The sequence below is a fragment of the Marinilabilia salmonicolor JCM 21150 genome (assembly GCF_000259075.1).
GTDB classification, from domain to species: domain Bacteria; phylum Bacteroidota; class Bacteroidia; order Bacteroidales; family Marinilabiliaceae; genus Marinilabilia; species Marinilabilia salmonicolor.
The window spans coordinates 55,412-73,027 of record NZ_AJKI01000012.1 but is presented as its reverse complement, the minus strand read 5'-3'; the positions used below and the strand labels follow the sequence as shown (position 1 = coordinate 73,027).

At 36.9% G+C, this 17,616-nt stretch carries 15 protein-coding genes; all 15 read right to left on the bottom strand.

Going from position 1 to position 17,616, the window contains the following annotated elements:
- Nucleotides 1-18: 18 nt before the first annotated feature.
- The 15 genes from W7W_RS0109080 to W7W_RS0109005 all read right to left on the bottom strand — a co-directional run bounded on the left by W7W_RS0109080 (nucleotide 19) and on the right by W7W_RS0109005 (nucleotide 17,615).
- A complete protein-coding gene (locus W7W_RS0109080) occupies nucleotides 19-1,146 on the bottom strand; it encodes a glycosyltransferase family protein (RefSeq protein WP_010663474.1) in 1,128 nt (375 codons plus the stop codon).
- A gap of 448 nt (nucleotides 1,147-1,594) precedes the next feature.
- Nucleotides 1,595-2,803 (bottom strand): UDP-N-acetyl-D-mannosamine dehydrogenase, encoded by a 1,209-nt coding sequence (wecC, locus tag W7W_RS0109075; RefSeq protein WP_010663473.1) that lies wholly within the window; start codon nucleotides 2,801-2,803, stop codon nucleotides 1,595-1,597.
- A 416-nt stretch (nucleotides 2,804-3,219) separates the two neighbouring features.
- Entirely contained in the window at nucleotides 3,220-3,609 is a 390-nt protein-coding gene (locus W7W_RS0109070) for an endonuclease domain-containing protein (protein WP_010663472.1), read from the bottom strand.
- Nucleotides 3,610-4,142: 533 nt separating this feature from the next.
- Entirely contained in the window at nucleotides 4,143-5,315 is a 1,173-nt protein-coding gene (gene wecB / locus W7W_RS0109065; protein WP_010663471.1) for a non-hydrolyzing UDP-N-acetylglucosamine 2-epimerase, read from the bottom strand.
- Nucleotides 5,316-5,521: 206 nt separating this feature from the next.
- On the bottom strand, nucleotides 5,522-6,523 hold the full coding sequence (locus W7W_RS0109060) for a hypothetical protein (protein WP_010663470.1): 1,002 nt from the start codon (nucleotides 6,521-6,523) through the stop codon (nucleotides 5,522-5,524).
- Nucleotides 6,514-7,536 carry a glycosyltransferase gene (locus tag W7W_RS0109055; RefSeq protein ID WP_010663469.1) on the bottom strand — a complete coding sequence of 341 codons (1,023 nt, stop codon included), beginning with the start codon at nucleotides 7,534-7,536 and terminating at the stop codon, nucleotides 6,514-6,516. Before W7W_RS0109055 ends, W7W_RS0109060 begins: the two co-directional genes overlap by 10 nt.
- 402 nt (nucleotides 7,537-7,938) lie before the next feature.
- Nucleotides 7,939-8,868, bottom strand: coding sequence for a glycosyltransferase family 2 protein (locus tag W7W_RS0109045; protein WP_010663468.1), 930 nt, complete (start codon nucleotides 8,866-8,868; stop codon nucleotides 7,939-7,941).
- A 381-nt stretch (nucleotides 8,869-9,249) separates the two neighbouring features.
- Nucleotides 9,250-10,152 (bottom strand): glycosyltransferase family 2 protein, encoded by a 903-nt coding sequence (locus tag W7W_RS21935; RefSeq protein ID WP_010663467.1) that lies wholly within the window; start codon nucleotides 10,150-10,152, stop codon nucleotides 9,250-9,252.
- Complete coding sequence (locus W7W_RS21930; protein ID WP_010663466.1) at nucleotides 10,128-11,057, bottom strand: glycosyltransferase family 2 protein; 930 nt, start codon at nucleotides 11,055-11,057, stop codon at nucleotides 10,128-10,130. Before W7W_RS21930 ends, W7W_RS21935 begins: the two co-directional genes overlap by 25 nt.
- Nucleotides 11,050-11,625: an acyltransferase gene (locus W7W_RS0109030; RefSeq protein ID WP_010663465.1), complete on the bottom strand. Its 576-nt coding sequence runs from the start codon at nucleotides 11,623-11,625 to the stop codon at nucleotides 11,050-11,052. Before W7W_RS0109030 ends, W7W_RS21930 begins: the two co-directional genes overlap by 8 nt.
- A gap of 14 nt (nucleotides 11,626-11,639) precedes the next feature.
- A complete protein-coding gene (locus W7W_RS0109025; protein ID WP_010663464.1) occupies nucleotides 11,640-12,764 on the bottom strand; it encodes a DegT/DnrJ/EryC1/StrS family aminotransferase in 1,125 nt (374 codons plus the stop codon).
- Nucleotides 12,764-13,630, bottom strand: coding sequence for a glycosyltransferase family 2 protein (locus W7W_RS22855; protein ID WP_010663463.1), 867 nt, complete (start codon nucleotides 13,628-13,630; stop codon nucleotides 12,764-12,766). Before W7W_RS22855 ends, W7W_RS0109025 begins: the two co-directional genes overlap by 1 nt.
- Nucleotides 13,609-15,534, bottom strand: a complete 1,926-nt coding sequence (locus W7W_RS22850; RefSeq protein WP_010663462.1) for a glycosyltransferase — start codon at nucleotides 15,532-15,534, stop codon at nucleotides 13,609-13,611. Before W7W_RS22850 ends, W7W_RS22855 begins: the two co-directional genes overlap by 22 nt.
- Nucleotides 15,527-17,110: a DegT/DnrJ/EryC1/StrS aminotransferase family protein gene (locus W7W_RS0109010; protein WP_010663461.1), complete on the bottom strand. Its 1,584-nt coding sequence runs from the start codon at nucleotides 17,108-17,110 to the stop codon at nucleotides 15,527-15,529. Before W7W_RS0109010 ends, W7W_RS22850 begins: the two co-directional genes overlap by 8 nt.
- On the bottom strand, nucleotides 17,100-17,615 hold the full coding sequence (locus W7W_RS0109005; RefSeq protein ID WP_010663460.1) for a hypothetical protein: 516 nt from the start codon (nucleotides 17,613-17,615) through the stop codon (nucleotides 17,100-17,102). Before W7W_RS0109005 ends, W7W_RS0109010 begins: the two co-directional genes overlap by 11 nt.
- Nucleotide 17,616: the final 1 nt, after the last annotated feature.

Here is a 17,616-nt window from a genome sequence, read left to right as displayed (position 1 = left end):
TGTTTGCGGTTTCTGCCATTACGGCTGAATTAGAGTTCCATAATCCACAGCTGATTTACTTAAATGCTTTTCTGCAAAATTTATGTTTCGTTGCTTATCAGGTACACTGGGTTTGGGTAAGCCGGGTACTTCATTTTTTTTGTCCCAAATGATTCCAAGATTATTTTCCTTTATCATTTTGGAATAATCTCCAACATTGGGACTGATGATTACTTTTAAACCTGCAAAAAGGTATTCAGCCACTTTAACGGGTGATGCAACCTTGTTGGTTATGTTTTGTTCTCGTAAAATAATTCCGTAGTCGCATTTTGCAAGAATGAGATGTACCTGATCGGGTTTAACAAGTGTATTATAAATTCTTTTTGGGAACTTTTTCTGTAATTTTTGAACATTATTATCAGGAGGGCATAAAAACAAAAAAACAGGAGATTCCTGCCTTTCAATAACCTTAGCAGCAAATTCACAGATTTTATCCAATTGCTGCCACTTTCCGTTACCGCCTGCAAAGACCGTTATTGAATAGTTTTGATGGTTTGCATTATCTATAAATGAGATTAAATCTTCCGGAATATTATGAACTGCTCCGGTTTTTGTGGTATTGAGTGTACAGGGAATTACTTTGGCTGTATCTCCGGCAACGTTGAAGTTTTTCTTCCAGTAATTTATTAATTCAGTAGTAACTGCAATTTGTCGATGACTTTTTGTTACTGCCTTTTTTTCAATTTCAAATAATTCATTTTCTATCCCGGAGCCATTGTATACTCCATACTCCTTTTGTTCTGCCCATACGGCACCTCTTCCGTCGTATATGATACGGGTGTTTTTTAGGTTATCTATGGCAAGGTTGGTTGCCAATGGCCCCCGGCAAATAACTACTTGATTTTTTGAGAAAAAAGGGAGAATCTTAAACCATATTTTGTTTAATTTCCAATACTTTAGTTTAGGAATTGAAGGAATCGCATGACTTTTTAAGAAATGATTTTTTAAAACTTTGCGGTTTTTAATAAAGTCCCTTAATGAAAAAAAAGCAATGATTTCTATATCAAGACCATCTTGCCTTAATTGTTGGGCTACTTCTATTACCTGGCTAATGTAAACCCCGTTAACGGGTTCGTTAAAGGTTATGTAGGTGGTTTTTTTGTTCATCAGGTAAAAGGGTATGATTTGTATGTGTTAATTTATTATAGATTGCGGGCCAGCCCGGTCCTCCCATTCAGGGGAGTTAGTGGGGTAGAGGGCGGGGTAGTGGAAGTTGTTAGCTCATAGGGGTGTCTTGAAACATTCGTTTGTATCTTCCTGTCGCTTACCCCCTGGCCCCCTAAAGGGGGTACGCTACCGCACGGTTTCTTTTATATTGTAACATTTGTATGTATTGATCTGCTGAGAACAGCGGGTTAGGCCGGTGCTCCCCTTTAGGGGAGTTAGTGGGGTGTGGGATGGGGGAGGTATTAGCATTTAACTTGTGGCTCTTAGGTTTTTTGAATTGAAACTTTCGTTCATCCTTTCCTTCGCTCACCCCCTGGCCCCCTGAAGGGGGTACCTCCACCGCCTAATTCCTTTTACATTTTAATTTTCGTATGTATTAACATGTTTTTCATTTCCTGACTCCGCAAAAATCAAGTTCAATTTTCTGTTCATCTTTGTTGATGATCGGAAATTCTTTGTGATTAACAAGCCAGGCGATAATATCGGCTTTTTCATAGGCTTGCATATATTGAGTAAGGGTAAAGCTTGGATGATCTTTTATGTTGGGCTCTACAATAAGAACCTCACCCCGGGCCTCGGCAACAACTTTAGAAGATATGTACTTGGCTGGTGATTCGCGTAAATCGTCAATGTTGGGCTTAAATGCCAATCCCATGCAAGCAATTATCGGTTGTCTTCCATGGTCTATTTCAAACTGACGGGCGGTACCCAGTATTTTTTCCACGCTCCATTCTGCTTTATAATCGTTGATCTCTCTTGCCTGACGAATGACATGAGCATGTTCGGGATAGTCGGATACCAAAAACCAGGGGTCAACAGCAATGCAATGGCCACCAACTCCACACCCCGGCTGTAGGATATTGACTCTGGGGTGTTTGTTGGCCAGTTCAATCAGTTCCCAAACGTTGATCCCTGCTTTATCGCATATTATGGATAGTTCGTTGGCAAAGGCTATCTGCACATCGCGGGAGCTGTTTTCCGTTAGTTTGCACATTTCGGCCGTGCGCGCGTTAGTGGGATGCAATTTCCCATTCACAAAAAACCGATAAAACTCAATCGCTTTTTGGGTGGATGTTTCGTCAATTCCACCAATTACACGATCGTTGTGTTGCAACTCATAGAGTACATTTCCCGGCAGAACTCTTTCAGGACAATAGGCTATAAAAAGCTCCTTCTGTAGTTCCGGTCGTTCTTTGAAAATTATCTCAGCCATCTTTTCTGTGGTCAAGACCGGTGAAGTGGATTCAATAATAAAAAGATCGCCCTTATTTAATATTGGAATTATGTTGCGTGTGGCAGCTTCTACGAAAGATGTGTCAGGCTGATGATTTTGATTAAATGGTGTGGGGACTACTATTAAATAAACATCAGCGGGTTGAGGTTTCCCGTAAACTTTAAGGTAACCTGCTTCCACACTGTTCTTTACAAGCTCATCGAGACCGGGTTCCACAATGTGAATATTTCCGGCATTTATGATTTCTACCACTTTGGGGTTCACATCGCATCCATTGACTCTAATTCCTTTGCCTGCCATAACGGCTGAAGTGGGAAGCCCGATGTAGCCCATTCCTATGATGGTAACTGTTGGTGTTGTCATGTATGTTGTTTTGTTTTTTTTGTTGGGGTGCTAAAGTATTGAAATTGGAGGGAAAAGATTTTACTTACACCTTCTTCCCTTCGTACATCCCCTGGTCCCCTAAAGGGGGTACCCTACCGCGCGATTTCTTTTATATTTATAACATTCGTTTGGATTAATCTGCTTTGTATTGCGGGTTAGGCTGGTTCTCCCCTTCAGGGGAGTTAGTGGGGTGCGGGGAGGGGTATAGGTTTTATTTTGAATAATTTGTTTGTATCCTCCTTCTCACACCCCTTGGCCCCCTAAAGGGGGAATGCCGCCGCACTATTTCTTTGGATTCTAACATTCGCTTGTCTTAATTTGTTATGTGTTGTGGGTTGGCTCGGTCCTCCCCTTTAGGGGAGTTAGTGGGGTGAAGGGATGGATAGTGGATAAAACTACCTCAATAAATCCTCGCAAATCTTTTTCAATTGTTCTACTACCTTCTCAATATTATCCATTATCTCATGATTATTAAAGCGGATTACTGTAATGCCTAATCGTTCAAGTTCAGCGGTTCGGTTTACATCGTATTCATGGTTTTCGTTGTTGTTATGTACTTCTCCATCCAACTCAATGACCAGTTTTATTTGATGACAGTAGAAATCTGCAATAAAGATATCAATGGGGTGTTGGCGGCGGAATCTTAATCCTAAAATCTGATTGTTTTTAATATATTTCCATAGCTTAAGTTCAGCGGGTGTCATGTTTTTTCTTAAATCTTTTGCTTTTTCGAAAATGTGCGGTTTGGCATTAAAAAACATGTTGACTTGGTTGTCTATAGGCATTGGTTGGGTGTTTTGGGTTGAAATAATCTTTTGTATCTTCTCGCGCTCACCCCCTGACCCCCTAAAGGGGGTACGCCGCCGCGCAAACTATTTTTTATAGTAACCATCGAATGTATCAAAATCTTATGAGTCGCGGGTTAGCCCGGTTCTCCCCTTTAGGGGAGTTAGAGGGGTAGAGAGAAGGTGGAGTTATAGATTTTATTATTAAAAATTTGTTTGTATCCTCTTTCGCTCACCCCCTAGCCCCCTAAAGGGGGAATGCTGTCGCACGATTCCTTTTGAATTGTTACATTCTTACGATTTAATGTTTGGCGAATTGCGTGTCAGCCTGGTTCTCACCTTTAGGGGAGTCAGAGGGGTGAAGGGAGGAGGGGGAATAGTTTATAGCTCATAGGGTTTTACATTGGTACATTTGTTTGTTTCTTTCCTTGGAGCACACCCCTAATCCCCTTTAAGGGGAACCTCCATCGCGCAATACCCATGATTCTGCAACATCCTATTGAATTATTTAAAGCTTCTACTCGCCTACTTGCCTACTCGCCTAATTTCTTATGCAAAAACTCCACAATCCTCTCCGCAGCTTTCCCATCACCATAAGGATTATTCGCTCGTGCCATTTGGATGTAATGCTCACTGTCGTTTAGGAGTCTTTCCACTTCTTCAATGATTACTTTTTTGTTGGTCCCTACGAGTTTTACTGTGCCAGCTTTTACTGCTTCCGGTCTTTCTGTGGTGTCTCGCATTACCAATACCGGTTTGCCAAGGCCCGGAGCTTCTTCCTGAATGCCTCCGCTGTCAGTGAGAACAATATTTGCATTCTGCATTAGAAAGACAAAGGGAAGATAATTCTGTGGTGGAATTAAAAAGATGTTATTTTGTTGGCCCAATATGTCGTTTACCGGTTCCTGAACATTGGGATTGAGGTGTACCGGGTAAATAAATGCTGTATCGGGATTGTTGGCGGCTATTTCTTTGATGGCACTGCAGATATTCAAGAAACCGTCACCAAAATTTTCGCGTCGGTGACCTGTTACCAGAATTATTTTTTTTGTTTTAATAATGGTTTTTAAGTCGGGGATATGCTTGTTTAAACTTGAGATTAGGGCTTCTTTTTTCTCTGAATCCTTTTGGATGAGCTCAACAGCCATATGTAAGGTGTCCACGACTGTGTTGCCGGTGGTAGTGATGGCCTCTTGATTAACGTTTTCATTCAAAAGATTATTGGCTGCCCAAGGGGTGGGGGCAAAGTGCCAGGTGGCAATTCTGCCGGTTAGCTGGCGGTTCATTTCTTCGGGCCAAGGACTGTAAATGTTGTTGGTTCTTAATCCGGCTTCTACATGACCAACTGGTATTTGTTGGTAATATGCAGCCAAAGCCGTTGCCGTTGATGTGGCTGTATCGCCGTGCACCAGAACAGCATCCGGACTGTATTCTGCAAGAATGCTTCTCATTCCTGTGAGTACCCTGGCAGTAACATCATAGAGATCCTGACCAGCTTGCATTAGATTGAGATCGTAATCGGGTTTTATAGTGAACAATTCCAATACCTGATCAAGCATTTCGCGATGCTGGGCGGTTACACATATTTTTGTTTCAAAAAGGTTCCGTTGCTTTTCAAATTCTTTTATTAATGGCACCATCTTTATGGCCTCGGGGCGCGTGCCGAAAACGAGAAGTGTTTTTATTTTTTGTGATTTAGTGGTCATGTGTTGGTTTTTGAATTGAAAAGTTTGTTTCTATTAATTGCTGTACATTAAGGGTTTAATGGCTCTTCCATTCAGAGAATTAAGATGGGGCGTGATATGGAGAGGACTAAACGGCTTGGTTCATAGCTCAAAACTTTTAGCCATTTTATATTGTAATACTCTTCTAAACCTTCTACACGCCCCCTGCTCCCCTTTCTGAGGAACACTCACGCAATATTTAAGCGTTTCTTTAAAGAAGCAATTTTTGACAATGCAGCATTAAAAATGTAAAATATAAAAACTCTAAAACTATTTTTTCTATCAGCTTTAGTAAAAACCTCGTTATTTAATAAATTTATCCAATTTTCAGTATTCGCAACATGGTTGTAATTTTCTACTTCTCGAATACCATTTTGTACTAATTTACAACGTAGTTCTTCATCGTTTTTCAGGGCTTTGATCATTGAAATTGTTTCTTCAAATGTGGTAGCTTCTAAATAGTTTTCATTTAAACTACCTATTTTTCGATAAGAATACTCATAACCTAAGATGCAAGGAACTTCTGCTAACCATGCATTTATTAGTTTTAGTGCAGGTTTAAATTTGTAATCATTTTTATCGAAACTTTTTATAGCAACAATGGCATCTAAATTTTCAAAATTGTTCCAATCTTTTCTGTCTGATATTATCCAATTTAAGTTTAATGCTTTTAATTCATTCACGAAAGTATCAGTTTGTAGTTCTTTTGCTAACTGGTTTTTATTTCCAATGAACCCAATATTTTCAAATTTCTTCCCTCTGCTTCTATTTCGCTTAATAATATTGATCTGTGGCCATGGTGGAATGTGATATACTTTGTGGTAAAATGATTCTGAGGTAAATCTGCTTTTAATATCAGTATGGCTAATGTATAGGTCAGCAAATTTATAAGAGAATCCTCTGTCAACCAATAATGCAATTATAAAACGATTTTTATTCGGAATAGTATCTTCAGGGATTAAATCGATATGAGTAATAACAATACCCTCATTAGGGAAATTATTAGTTAAACGGTATCCTCTCCCCCCTGCATGATTGTTGAGGTAAATATATGTTTGTAAAACCCAGTGAAAATGTCCCCATAAATTTGAAAGGTTATCCGTTTTTGTTTGCCAATCCCAATACTTCTCAATATCAATAGGAACTTCATCTAAGTGAATATTAGGCAGAAAGAATGATATTACTTGCACAATATTGTTTTTAGATAAGCATTTCTTCGTTCTATCGAAAACTTATTTTTGGCAATATCCATCGATTCAGAATGCATACTTTCGTTTAAATCTGATGAATTGAATAAACTAATGATCTTTTCTTTAATAAAATCGACTGTCTCATCTGATGTGAGATTATGCACATTACAGATGTATCCATTCTTTTTATCTTCAACAAATTCGGGAATAGCGCCAACATCGCTGGAAATAATAGCGGTTCCACATGCCATTGCCTCAAGTATTGTATTGTTAAATGGATCAGCCAATGTTGTTGCAACAAATACATGGGCCTTTTGCATATATTGAACAATCTGCTCATGTGGTATATTACTTTTAACAGTAATGCGATCGTCACCAGCGATTACTTTTTTTATCCAATTTATTTGAGCTTGCGAAGGAATTATTTTCCAATCAATTTCGAAAGATGAAATAATGGTAAGGCGAATATCTTTATTGTTAATTTGTTGAAATGCTTTTAAAAGTTCCATGCCACCTTTTCTGTAAAAACCATTGCCTGCAAACAAAATATTGAAAGTAGATTCTGGTTTGGAAAGATCGTTATGCATTTCCACTGCTCGATATAATACACTCATCTTATTTTGTGGTATTCCCCAGTTGAACATATGCTGTTCGTTGAGTTTTTTTGCCGATTTTGAGGTAAATAAGATCTTCTTACATGAATCAGATAATAGTCTTTTTATGGCCCATTGGTATCTTTTGTCAGTTTCATTCATTTTTCCGTAACGAGGGATCAATGATTCAACTTCAATAATCCATGGAATATTATATGGAATGATACTGTTATATGTATGAAGAAAATCAAGTCCTTGCAATGGTAATACCCATTTTGTGTTGAGTAAAAACTGATTGGTAGTATTCGTGAGGTGCCAGGGTATATCAACTGCTCTTTTATAAACCATTCCTTCAGGTGGATGGGCGAAGGCATATTTTTGCCAATAGCGTGTTGTGTTAAAATGACCAACTTTTAGCATAACTAAGGTGTGTTGTCAGAGTGAACAGGAGCCAGTAATATTCAACAAAACAATAGAGATTTGAGGATTGTATTCAATTGTTTGGGCTAATTAGAAGTGTTTGTATATAAATTACCACTTGCTTCGGACTTTAATTTTGAAACAGTCGTTTGTATCTCTTTTCTCGCGCTACCCCCTGCCCCCCTTTAAGGGGAACCAGCCGCTCGATTTTTCCATATTGTAACATTCGCATGTTTTTATCTGCTGAGAAATGCGGGTTTGGAGGTTCTCCCTTTCAGGGGAGTCAGGGGGGGAGTGGGATAGGGAAGTTGTTAGCATTTACCATATAGCTATAAGGTTTTCAAATTGAAACATTTTTTTTTTCCTCAAAACCTTTTTCTGCTTCCCTACTCGCCTAATCCCCTACTTGCCTAATAACCTTTTAGCTACTTCCGCCCCCCGAAAGCCAAACAATCGAAATAAAACTAAATACGGTTTGGTGGAATGGTCTTGATTGGGCGAGGGGCTGTAATGCCCTTTCAAGTATTGTTTATATAATAGATTAGCTGTTTTTAAGTCCTCTTCTGCCATTATTTTTAGGATGCCAAACAAGGCATCCTGGTAAAAACCCTTTTCGCTCATGTAATGTTCCGGCCTGTATTTTCTCAACCACTCCAAAATTTCGATGCGTTTATTAAAGAAACGTTGCCACTTTTCAGAATGATTCTGTTGCGATATTTGCCCCTCCGGCCGTTCCCTCACAATCGTCAACGCTTCATCATCATACATTACCTCATCTTTTACCTGCAACAGGCGAAACATTAAATCGGCCTCCTGACTGCTTTTAAGCGACTCGTCCCACCCGCCGATTTGTTCGATGGTTTGGCGGTTCCAGAGGTTGGAACTGGTAATGCCTAGACTGGTGGTGAAAAGACTTTTAAAAGGATTATCACGTTTTGGTTTGTGGATGTTTTCCTGTCCGGCTACGGAACGTTTGATGCAGGCAGCAGCAATAAAGGTGGCATGGGGGTGTTTATCAATAAGCTTCACCTGGTGTGCTATTTTCACGGGCATGAGCAAATCGTCGGCATCGAGAAACTGGAGCCACTTACCTTTGCTTAGCCTGAGCCCTTTGTTGCGGGCTGCCGGGGCACCGGGTTTCAATTCCTTGTCGATGATGAGTTGGGGGTATTGTTGCTTGAGCTGTTCCAGCTTCTGCCAAGTGTCGTCGGTGCTGTTGTTGTCGATGCAGATGACTTCGATGTGGGGGTAGGTTTGGGCAAAAGCGGGGTGGATGCATTCTTCGATGTAGGGGGAGACGTTGTAGGCGGGGATGATGATGGAGATGAACATTTTATTAAATCAATTTTGTTTTTAAGAAAATTGGCCATTTTGGTTGAGAACATTACGACATCTTCATGTTCAACATGATCGATGGTATCATAAAAAATGGAAACGGTTAATGTTTTTAGTTAATTAAAATAATAATAAAGCATATTCTACCATTAAGTCTTATTTGATAACTCATGCTAAATTGCCAAACCTGTTATTTTTTCCAATATTTTCGGTGTAGTCGTTATGTTACAATAGCGCCAGGCCTACCCGTAAAAATATAGTTTGAGATAATTAATAAGAGGTTTTGGTATTTGGTCTGATTTTTAAAAATCAAACCAGTACAGAAAAATCACTATTGGAAGGCGTAGGGCAAATTCGAAAGCGTTGAAGAGCATAAAATTACAGCAATATTTGTTTCTTTGCTTGAATTATTTTGAAATAATTAGTAATGAAAAGCAACAAATTAGTAATAACATTTAGTCTTAATTTTGTTTTAGTGCTAATGATTTCAAAGCAGTATTCGCGAACTATATATGCTGTTTTTTTTATCCAATGTTTATCGCCCCACCTTAAGTATAGTATTCTTTTGATATGATTGTGATGAATCTGCTTTAATGGAGAGCTATCTTTTATTAATAATTGAGGGCGGTCATGAAAGTATCTTGTATTGGATGTGATTCCTATTTTAAAGTTATTAGATAAGGTACGCTTACAGAAATCTACATCTTCTCCATAGTGAATAAAGATCTCGTCAAATCCACCAACAATTTTTATTGTTTTATTGGGCAATAACCAACCAGCTGCATTTATGAAATCTGTTTGGCAAATTGTTGTTTTATTGTATTTTATCGACTCCAACAGACAATTGGGAGCATAGAACTTTTTAAATTTTATATCAAGAACCCCCGATCTGTAAAATTCAACCGGACTCAGAATGCCATACCCTTGATGTTGTTGATGAACTTCCACAAGCTTCTCAATTGTATCTTCCTCCACCCATGCATCCTGATTCAACAAGAAAGCATAATTAGCATTTTCGCCAAGTACCCGTTTTAGTCCAATATTATTTGCTTTTCCAAACCCCAGGTTCTCGCCGGTTTCAATGACTTCAACCTGTGGGAATTTTTCTTTGATAATACCCGGAGTGCCATCAGTTGATGCATTGTCAATGGCTAGTATTTTCAAGGGAACGGTTGATTTTACAAGGCTGCTAAAGCATTTTTCAACCCATTTTACACCATTGTATGTTACTACTATTGCATATATTGTAATGTGTCCTATATTGTCTTTGTTTTCTGCCATAATTTTGGGAATTCATACAGGATAAAAATAATAATCTGTTTAATGTTTTTTGGAAATTGAAAGAATGAATGATATATATACCAAAATGAATGTTTTATCAATTTCCATTTCGTAATTGTTTTTGGGAATCGCGTGATGGTGTAATGTATAAAATGATAGTATTGGTGTTTGGGAAAGTTCGGTTGAATTTTTTTTATCCAAGGAACAATATTCAAATCCTTTTCCATTAACTCTGTTGTAACCCATGTAGAAATTCCAGTATTGTTTTTTCGATAGCAACACATGGCTTCATTGGAGTAGTGAATTTTTCCAAAGATAGCCACAAGCATGAATAGTGCCCTGTCGCCAGCTGTAATATTAGTGGGCAAGGTATTGTTTTTAAGGATTTCAGCTCTGAACATGAGAGATGCTGTATGGAATAATCTGTCTCCAAAAAGATCCTTCAGTTTTATTACGATTTTATTATGGTTTCTGAAAAGTGATGGTGCTTTATCGGAGTTCTCATGTTTCACTAAGGATTGGTGGGCTGTTCCGGAATATTCAGGATGAGATTCTAAAAAATCCACCTGTTTCTGCAATTTGTTGGGATCGGTCCAATAGTCGTCTCCTTCGCACATCGCGATGTATTTCCCTGTACATTTTTCAAGTGTTTTTATCATATTGGGAATCATACCCAAATTAGGATTATTATGTGCTGCCTTGATTATTTTTGGGTATCTCAATTTGAAATTGCGGATTATAGAAGCAGTATTATCAGTACTGTTATCATCTCCAATAACAAGTTGAAAAAGGAAATTAGTCTTTTGCATCAAAACACCTTCAATTGCCTTTGCAATATAGGATTCATGATTATAGGTAATCATCCATACACTTACTAGGGGTATAGCATTTTCCGATTCACGCATTATTATCAGAGCTTATAAAAAAATTCGCGAGTTCTATACATTTTTTTTGCCTGGGTTTAATTTTTTTTGCCGGTATCCCTGCATAAATGTGCCAGGCAATCAAATTCTTCCTTATAAAACTCATGGCCCCTACCGTGACCCCTTCTTCAATAGTAAGGCTTGGCATTATGATTGTTCCGGCACCGATCTGTGAAAATTTCTGTATAATTACTTTTCCACCGGTGACATTGGTATATTTTTCGGGAACCATAGGGCTAATCAAATAATCACCAGAAAAATCATCTGTGGCACTAAAGACTGTCGTTCTTGGTGAGATGCCGGTAAAATCTTCCATCTCAATTCCGAATTTACCATAAAGAGCAGAATAGGCACCAATGTGAACGTGATTTCCCAGAGTAATATTGCCAGATAAAATAGCAAAATCATCAATTCTTACATTATTTCCTATTGTCATTTTATCTATGCCATAAAATCTTGCAAACCGGCTAATTTGTAAATTCCTAGTTCCAATACTTTTAAATCCTAATTGTAATAATTCCTTTTTACTATAAAACGAAGTCTCTTGCATGTGGCAATTGCGTATTATTTAAATTTACTTTCTAATATTATATCTGATATCCTATATACATCCTCAATTTCGAGAGACGGGTAAATAGGCAAACACAAAACATGTTTTGCAATATTATTCGCATTTGGCAAATTATCTTTTTTTGCAGATGATAACCCTTTGTAAGTAGGGAAATTACTAATTAGCGGATAAAAGTATCGTCTGCTGTATATGTTATTTTCTTTGAGTTTTTCGTAAAGTTGGTCGCGACTCATGCCATATTTTTCCTGTTCAATTAGCACCGGAAAATAGGAGTAAGCATGTTTTATGTCGGGAAAATCATTTAAACAGGTGATTCCTTCCGTGCTTTTTAAAGTCTGACGATATGTTTTCGCAATTTTTTTACGTTTTTCCCTTGCTTCTTCAATGTATTTCAATTGTAATATACCAAAAGCAGCTTGCATTTCGTTCATTTTGGCATTGATCCCCGCAGCAACAACTGTGGTTTCGCCACGAAACCCAAAGTTTTTTAGGTCATCAATATGGCGCTTCATTTTCTCATCTTGACAAATAATCGCTCCACCTTCAAAAGTGTTGAAAACTTTAGTGGCATGGAAGCTGAGGATGCTAAGATCTCCAAAATTTAGAATTGAATTCCCATTGATTTCAACACCAAAAGCATGCGCTGCGTCGTAAATCAATTTTAGATTATAGGTTTCTGCTATTTGTTCAAATGCTTTCAGGTTGCAAGGGGTGCCGTATACATGTACCGGCATTATGGCAGTTGTTTTTGGTGTAATGGCAGCTTCTACTTTTGTGGGATCAAGATTGAATGTGTAAGGATCGATATCGACAAACACCGGTTTTATATTGTTCCACCAAAGCGAGTGGGTGGTAGCCACAAAACTGAAAGGGGTGGTGATAACTTCACCGGTAATGCCTAGAGCTTGTAAAGCTGTAATTAAGGCTAGGGTACCGTTGCTGAACAAACATACGTGTTTTACACCGAGGTAATCACATAGTTCCTTTTCAAGTTGTTGGTGGAACTGCCCGTTGTTGGTGAGCCATTTGGATTCCCATATTTCCTTGAGGTATGTTTGGAATTCCTCAAGAGGAGGAAGGAGTGGGGATGTGACAAAAATAGGTTTATTTTTACTCATTATAGTATTTTTTTTGCGAGACCCCAAAACTGCCTGCTAAATATTTTTTTAGGTGTTATTGTTAAAACCAGTTTAATATAGTAAAATTGGTTTTTGGATTTAAATGCTGCTGCTCCAATGGCCAAATTTCCAATTTTTTTATTTAATTCTTTTTTAGAAAATAAATGTGGGTATACCTTTTTTAAATAGATTAAAGTTTTGATTTTAGACGAGAGAGATAAAAAACTATAAGCAGTAGTGCTTTCGGTGTGATGGATATATTCATTGGTGTAAACATTAATCGGAATAAATGTAACAACTTCTGCGAGCCTTAACCATAATTCGTAATCTTCACCATAATTTAATTGTGGATTAAATTTATTTTCTTGAAGCAATTTAGTTGGAACGCAAATAGTATTTATTGCAAACTGGTCATTAAGTATTTTTGCTGTACCTTGGTAATTTTGATTGGCCAATGATTGCTTCTTTATTGTTCCATCTGGAAATCTGTGTACAGATAATGTATGGTATAAGACGTTTGTTCTCTTTTCGGTTTTTAGTCTTTCATAAAATACCTGTAAGTGATTTTTGTAATAAATATCATCGTCATCTAAAAAACAAACCCAGGCGCCTTTTGCCAAACTAATAGCAAAATTTCTTGCAATACTACGCTCTTCATTTTTCTTTTTTAAGTATTTTATTTTATCACCATATTTTTCACAGTACAATTCTACTTTGTCATAATTTATTGTAGATCCATCATTAATTATTATTAATTCAAAATTCTGAAAAGTTTGATTAATTACACTATTTATTGCCGAAATTATCTTTTCAGGTCTGTTGAAAGTTGTTATAATAATTGAAATTAAAGGCGTATTTTGTTGCATTTTGATTCCTTTATTTGAATTCCATAGTTTTTATTATGCTCTGGTGTGGTTGAAGTATTTTTCATTTTGGATTTTATTCTTTGTAAATTTATCTTTCCACGATCATTGATTAACTCGAAAGGAAATGAATCGATAAGTTTCTCTAAATCAATTTGCGGTTTTATCCATTGAGATGCAAATTCATTAATGATCTTTTCATCAAATAAATTTTCAATTTTTATAGGTTGCATGATTGGCTTATTTACAGACAAAAAGTAATCCCGAAATTTGAAGCCATTACCTATGACTTTATTGGAAAAATTTACCCAAATATTAGGAATATTATATGCATCGGCAATAATAAGCCCATGAAGTGAGCTTGAAATAATTATTTCGCAGGAACTGATTATGTTTATGAATTTTTTGTAATTCCGTCCAGTGTTAATATTTATTATCTTAACATCACTTCTGTGGGTTAATGTTTTTAAAATATCCGCATTGTTTTCAATGTAGTGGGGAATTACTCCATATTTATACTTCTTTATATTTCTGTTTGGTTTATACAAAAAAGGAAGTAATAATGCAGGATCTCCAAATACATTTGGACAGTTGATACCACATTTTATAAGTAAATCTCTAGTAAGAGGACCTCGGACAGCACAGACTTGTTTTGGTTTTTTTCCTGGCATATGCGCTTGAGATACGCAGCCAGCACCCCATACGTAAGTATAACTATCACATAAATGCAGGATGCTCCCAATTGCGAGTATTTTATTTTCACGAGTATCTGGGATGTTGTTTGTTTCGATTGTTTTCATCCCCACTAAATCTGTAAAAAAAGGAACATTTAATGCATCACCAAAATTTTTGCTCTCCGTTAGTCCTTGGACAAAAATTGCTTTTTCTTTATTGAAATAATAATTGTTAAGCGACTTGAAAATGTCTTTTATTTTTGCTTTTCTTAAAAGAAAAGCATCGAATAAGAATTTGAGAGATGGGAAAAATTTAATAAATACTTTGTGAAGAAAATGGACTCTTAAAGTCTTATTCGAGAATAATTTTGGAATTATATTGATGCCTTTTTTTGCATATTTCAATATAATATTTCTTGTTTTAGGTGTTTTTTCTTGTTTTAGTTTACTAATCCTTTTGTTGACCAGTGAAAATTCTTGCTTATTTAAAAGACCTTGTTTGTTTGCATGTGAAATATCTTTCTTGTATTGTTTGAAAATGTTCGAAACTTTAATTTTATGAATATTTTTCTTTGAGGTTATATTATTTGCATGTTTTCTATAGAGCACTAATTTTTTTTCAAGTTGTGCTACCTTTCCAATGATAAAACATCTTAATAAAAATGTTGTATCTTCGGTTGGACAGTTCTTATTTAGTGGTGGAAAATATTTTATTATTTCTCTTTTTAATATTCGACTAGGACCATTTATGTGTTTAAAATTAAGGGAACTATAAAACTTAAGGTCAAAAATCTGATTTTTTTTTACTGAAATTTGTTCCCCTTGTATAATGCTTTTATTGTTAATTACTTCTAAGCTAGAGCTTAGTGCGACAATATCTGGGTTTTGTCTGAAAAAAATGATTGAAGTATCTATTCTTTCTGGTAAAGAGATATCATCGCCTGCTGCCATGGCAAAATATTCACCTGTTGCAATTTTGTATAGTACTGTATTTACATGCTCTGCTAAACCTAAATTTTTTGGATTTTGTCTGACGATTAGTTTGTGAGGTCCTTTGTAATTAGCTACTTTTTTCTCAATTATCTGGAAAGTAGAATCTGTTGAACAATCATCTGATATTATAATTTCTAATGGTGAATAAGTTTGATCTAGAGCTCCTTCGATTGCTTCTTCGATGAATTCTTCTTGATTATAGCAAAACAAGCAAAAGGATACTAATGGATTTTTATTCATAATGGTTAATTATTTCGGTGATTTTTTGCACTTCCTCCAATTTTATCACCGGACTAATCGGCAAACTCAAAATCTCTTTATGAATTTGTTCCGTCAAAGGCCAATCTTGCCTGTTCCATTCTTTATAGGCATTTTGTTTATGAGGTGGAACAGGATAATGTATGAGCGTTTGAATGCCATTGGCGGCAAGGTGTTGTTGTAATTTATCGCGTTGTTGACATCGGATTGGGTAGATGTGCCAGACATGGGTATTAGGGGTTAAAGGTTGGATGGTGGCAGGGTTGGATGGTTTGAAAAAGTCTTTTGATACAGGTAAAGTGATATTTGGATTCACTATGTTTTCGGTATAATAGCGGGCAATTTCTGAGCGTTGTTTGTTGTCTTCATCCAGACCACTAAGCTTTGTGCGTAACACAGCAGCCTGAATTTCATCCAGCCGACTATTCAATCCTTTGTAATCGTTGATGTATTTTTTGGAAGACCCATAATTGGCAATGGCACGAATGGTGGCTGCTAATTGTTCATCGTCGGTTGTTACAGCTCCTGCGTCTCCCAAAGCACCAAGGTTTTTACCGGGATAGAAACTGTGACCGGCGGCATGGCCAAGACTACCCGTCCGTTTTTCTCCGTAAAAACAGCCCTGGGCCTGTGCATTGTCCTCAATGAGTTTCAGGTTATACTTACCCACCAAATGTTCAATTTCCGGATACATGGCATTTTGGCCGTATAAATGGACAATCATGATTCCTTTTGTTTTTGAAGTGATTTTTTCTTCAATTTTAGAAGGATCGATGTTGTAGGTATTGATATTTGGCTCTACCAGCAATGGTTTCAGGTTGTTATCACTAATGGACAATATAGAAGCAATGTAGGTATTGGCAGGAACAATAATTTCGTCTCCTGTCTTTAATTGCCCCATTTCTATATAAGCCCGCAAAATAAGGCGTAAAGCATCCAGACCGTTGGCTACACCAATGCAGTGATTGGTGCCGATAAATTGTGCATATTCTTTCTCAAAAGCATTTACCTCATTGCCCTGCAGGTACCAGCCACTTGTAAGAACGCGGTCGATGCCTTTTTCGATTTCAATTCTATGTGGAAGGTTTACCTGCTCGAGATTTAGGAAAGAAATGTTTTTTTCTTCCTGTTCTTCGATTTCTGAAATTGCTTCATCAACAGTGATTGCGAGGTTACTTTGTTGAAGGAACTTTTTGTCGCGGGTAATAATTTTACTGTTTTTGAGTGTTTGTGCTGATAATTCGATCAGGTAATCTTCAATATCGGATTCCAATAAAGGGTGTCCATCGTCCAGATAAGCCGGTGTTTTTACAATTTCAATTTTAGAGAAAAAATCATCCCAAATGTCTTTAGCTTGTTCTGTTGAAATAATGTCATGCAGCTTACATAACTTGAAAAACATGTACTGAATATTGTGCAGCTGGCTTGAAGAAACGAAAATGCTTACCTGGTTATCGATGAAAACATTAAAGAGTTTTAGTGCCAGTGGATTTACGGCCTTACGATTAAGCAGGAAGTCGAGGCAAATGTTGTTGTCCCAAATATACTTATGAATCATATTTTTCCTTTAGGGCTAAAAAAAGAGCATCATCATCGCTAAAATCACTCTCATCAGGATAAGGCGAATAGTATTTCAATTTTTTTTGCAAAAGTGTGTTTTCAGGATGTTTTGTAGCCATTGCTTTTAATTCCTGATAGGTGGCATCATTCATTTTGTCTGATTTTCGTCTTTCGGGTTCGTTAAGTTTAATGTAAAAACGTTCCGGCATATTCGCAGGAATTTTTTTTACAATGTAGTTGTTATCTTTTTTTTCAATTTCTATGATATGGTCTTTGGGATTTGCCTGCTTCGGACGTTTATAGAAAATATTGCCTCTTATTTTTTTTTTATGATAATGGGGAGTAGGTTCTTCTGCTGTTAATTTTTTATTTTCCTTCTCTTTTACGGGTAAAGATAAATCTTCCTCTTTTATGAGAATACCGATCGGAAGAGTCGTTTCCCATGAAGCAGGAGGGTTTTGAATAATATACCCGGTGGTGGTTTTTAAAAGAGTCAGTTGCATA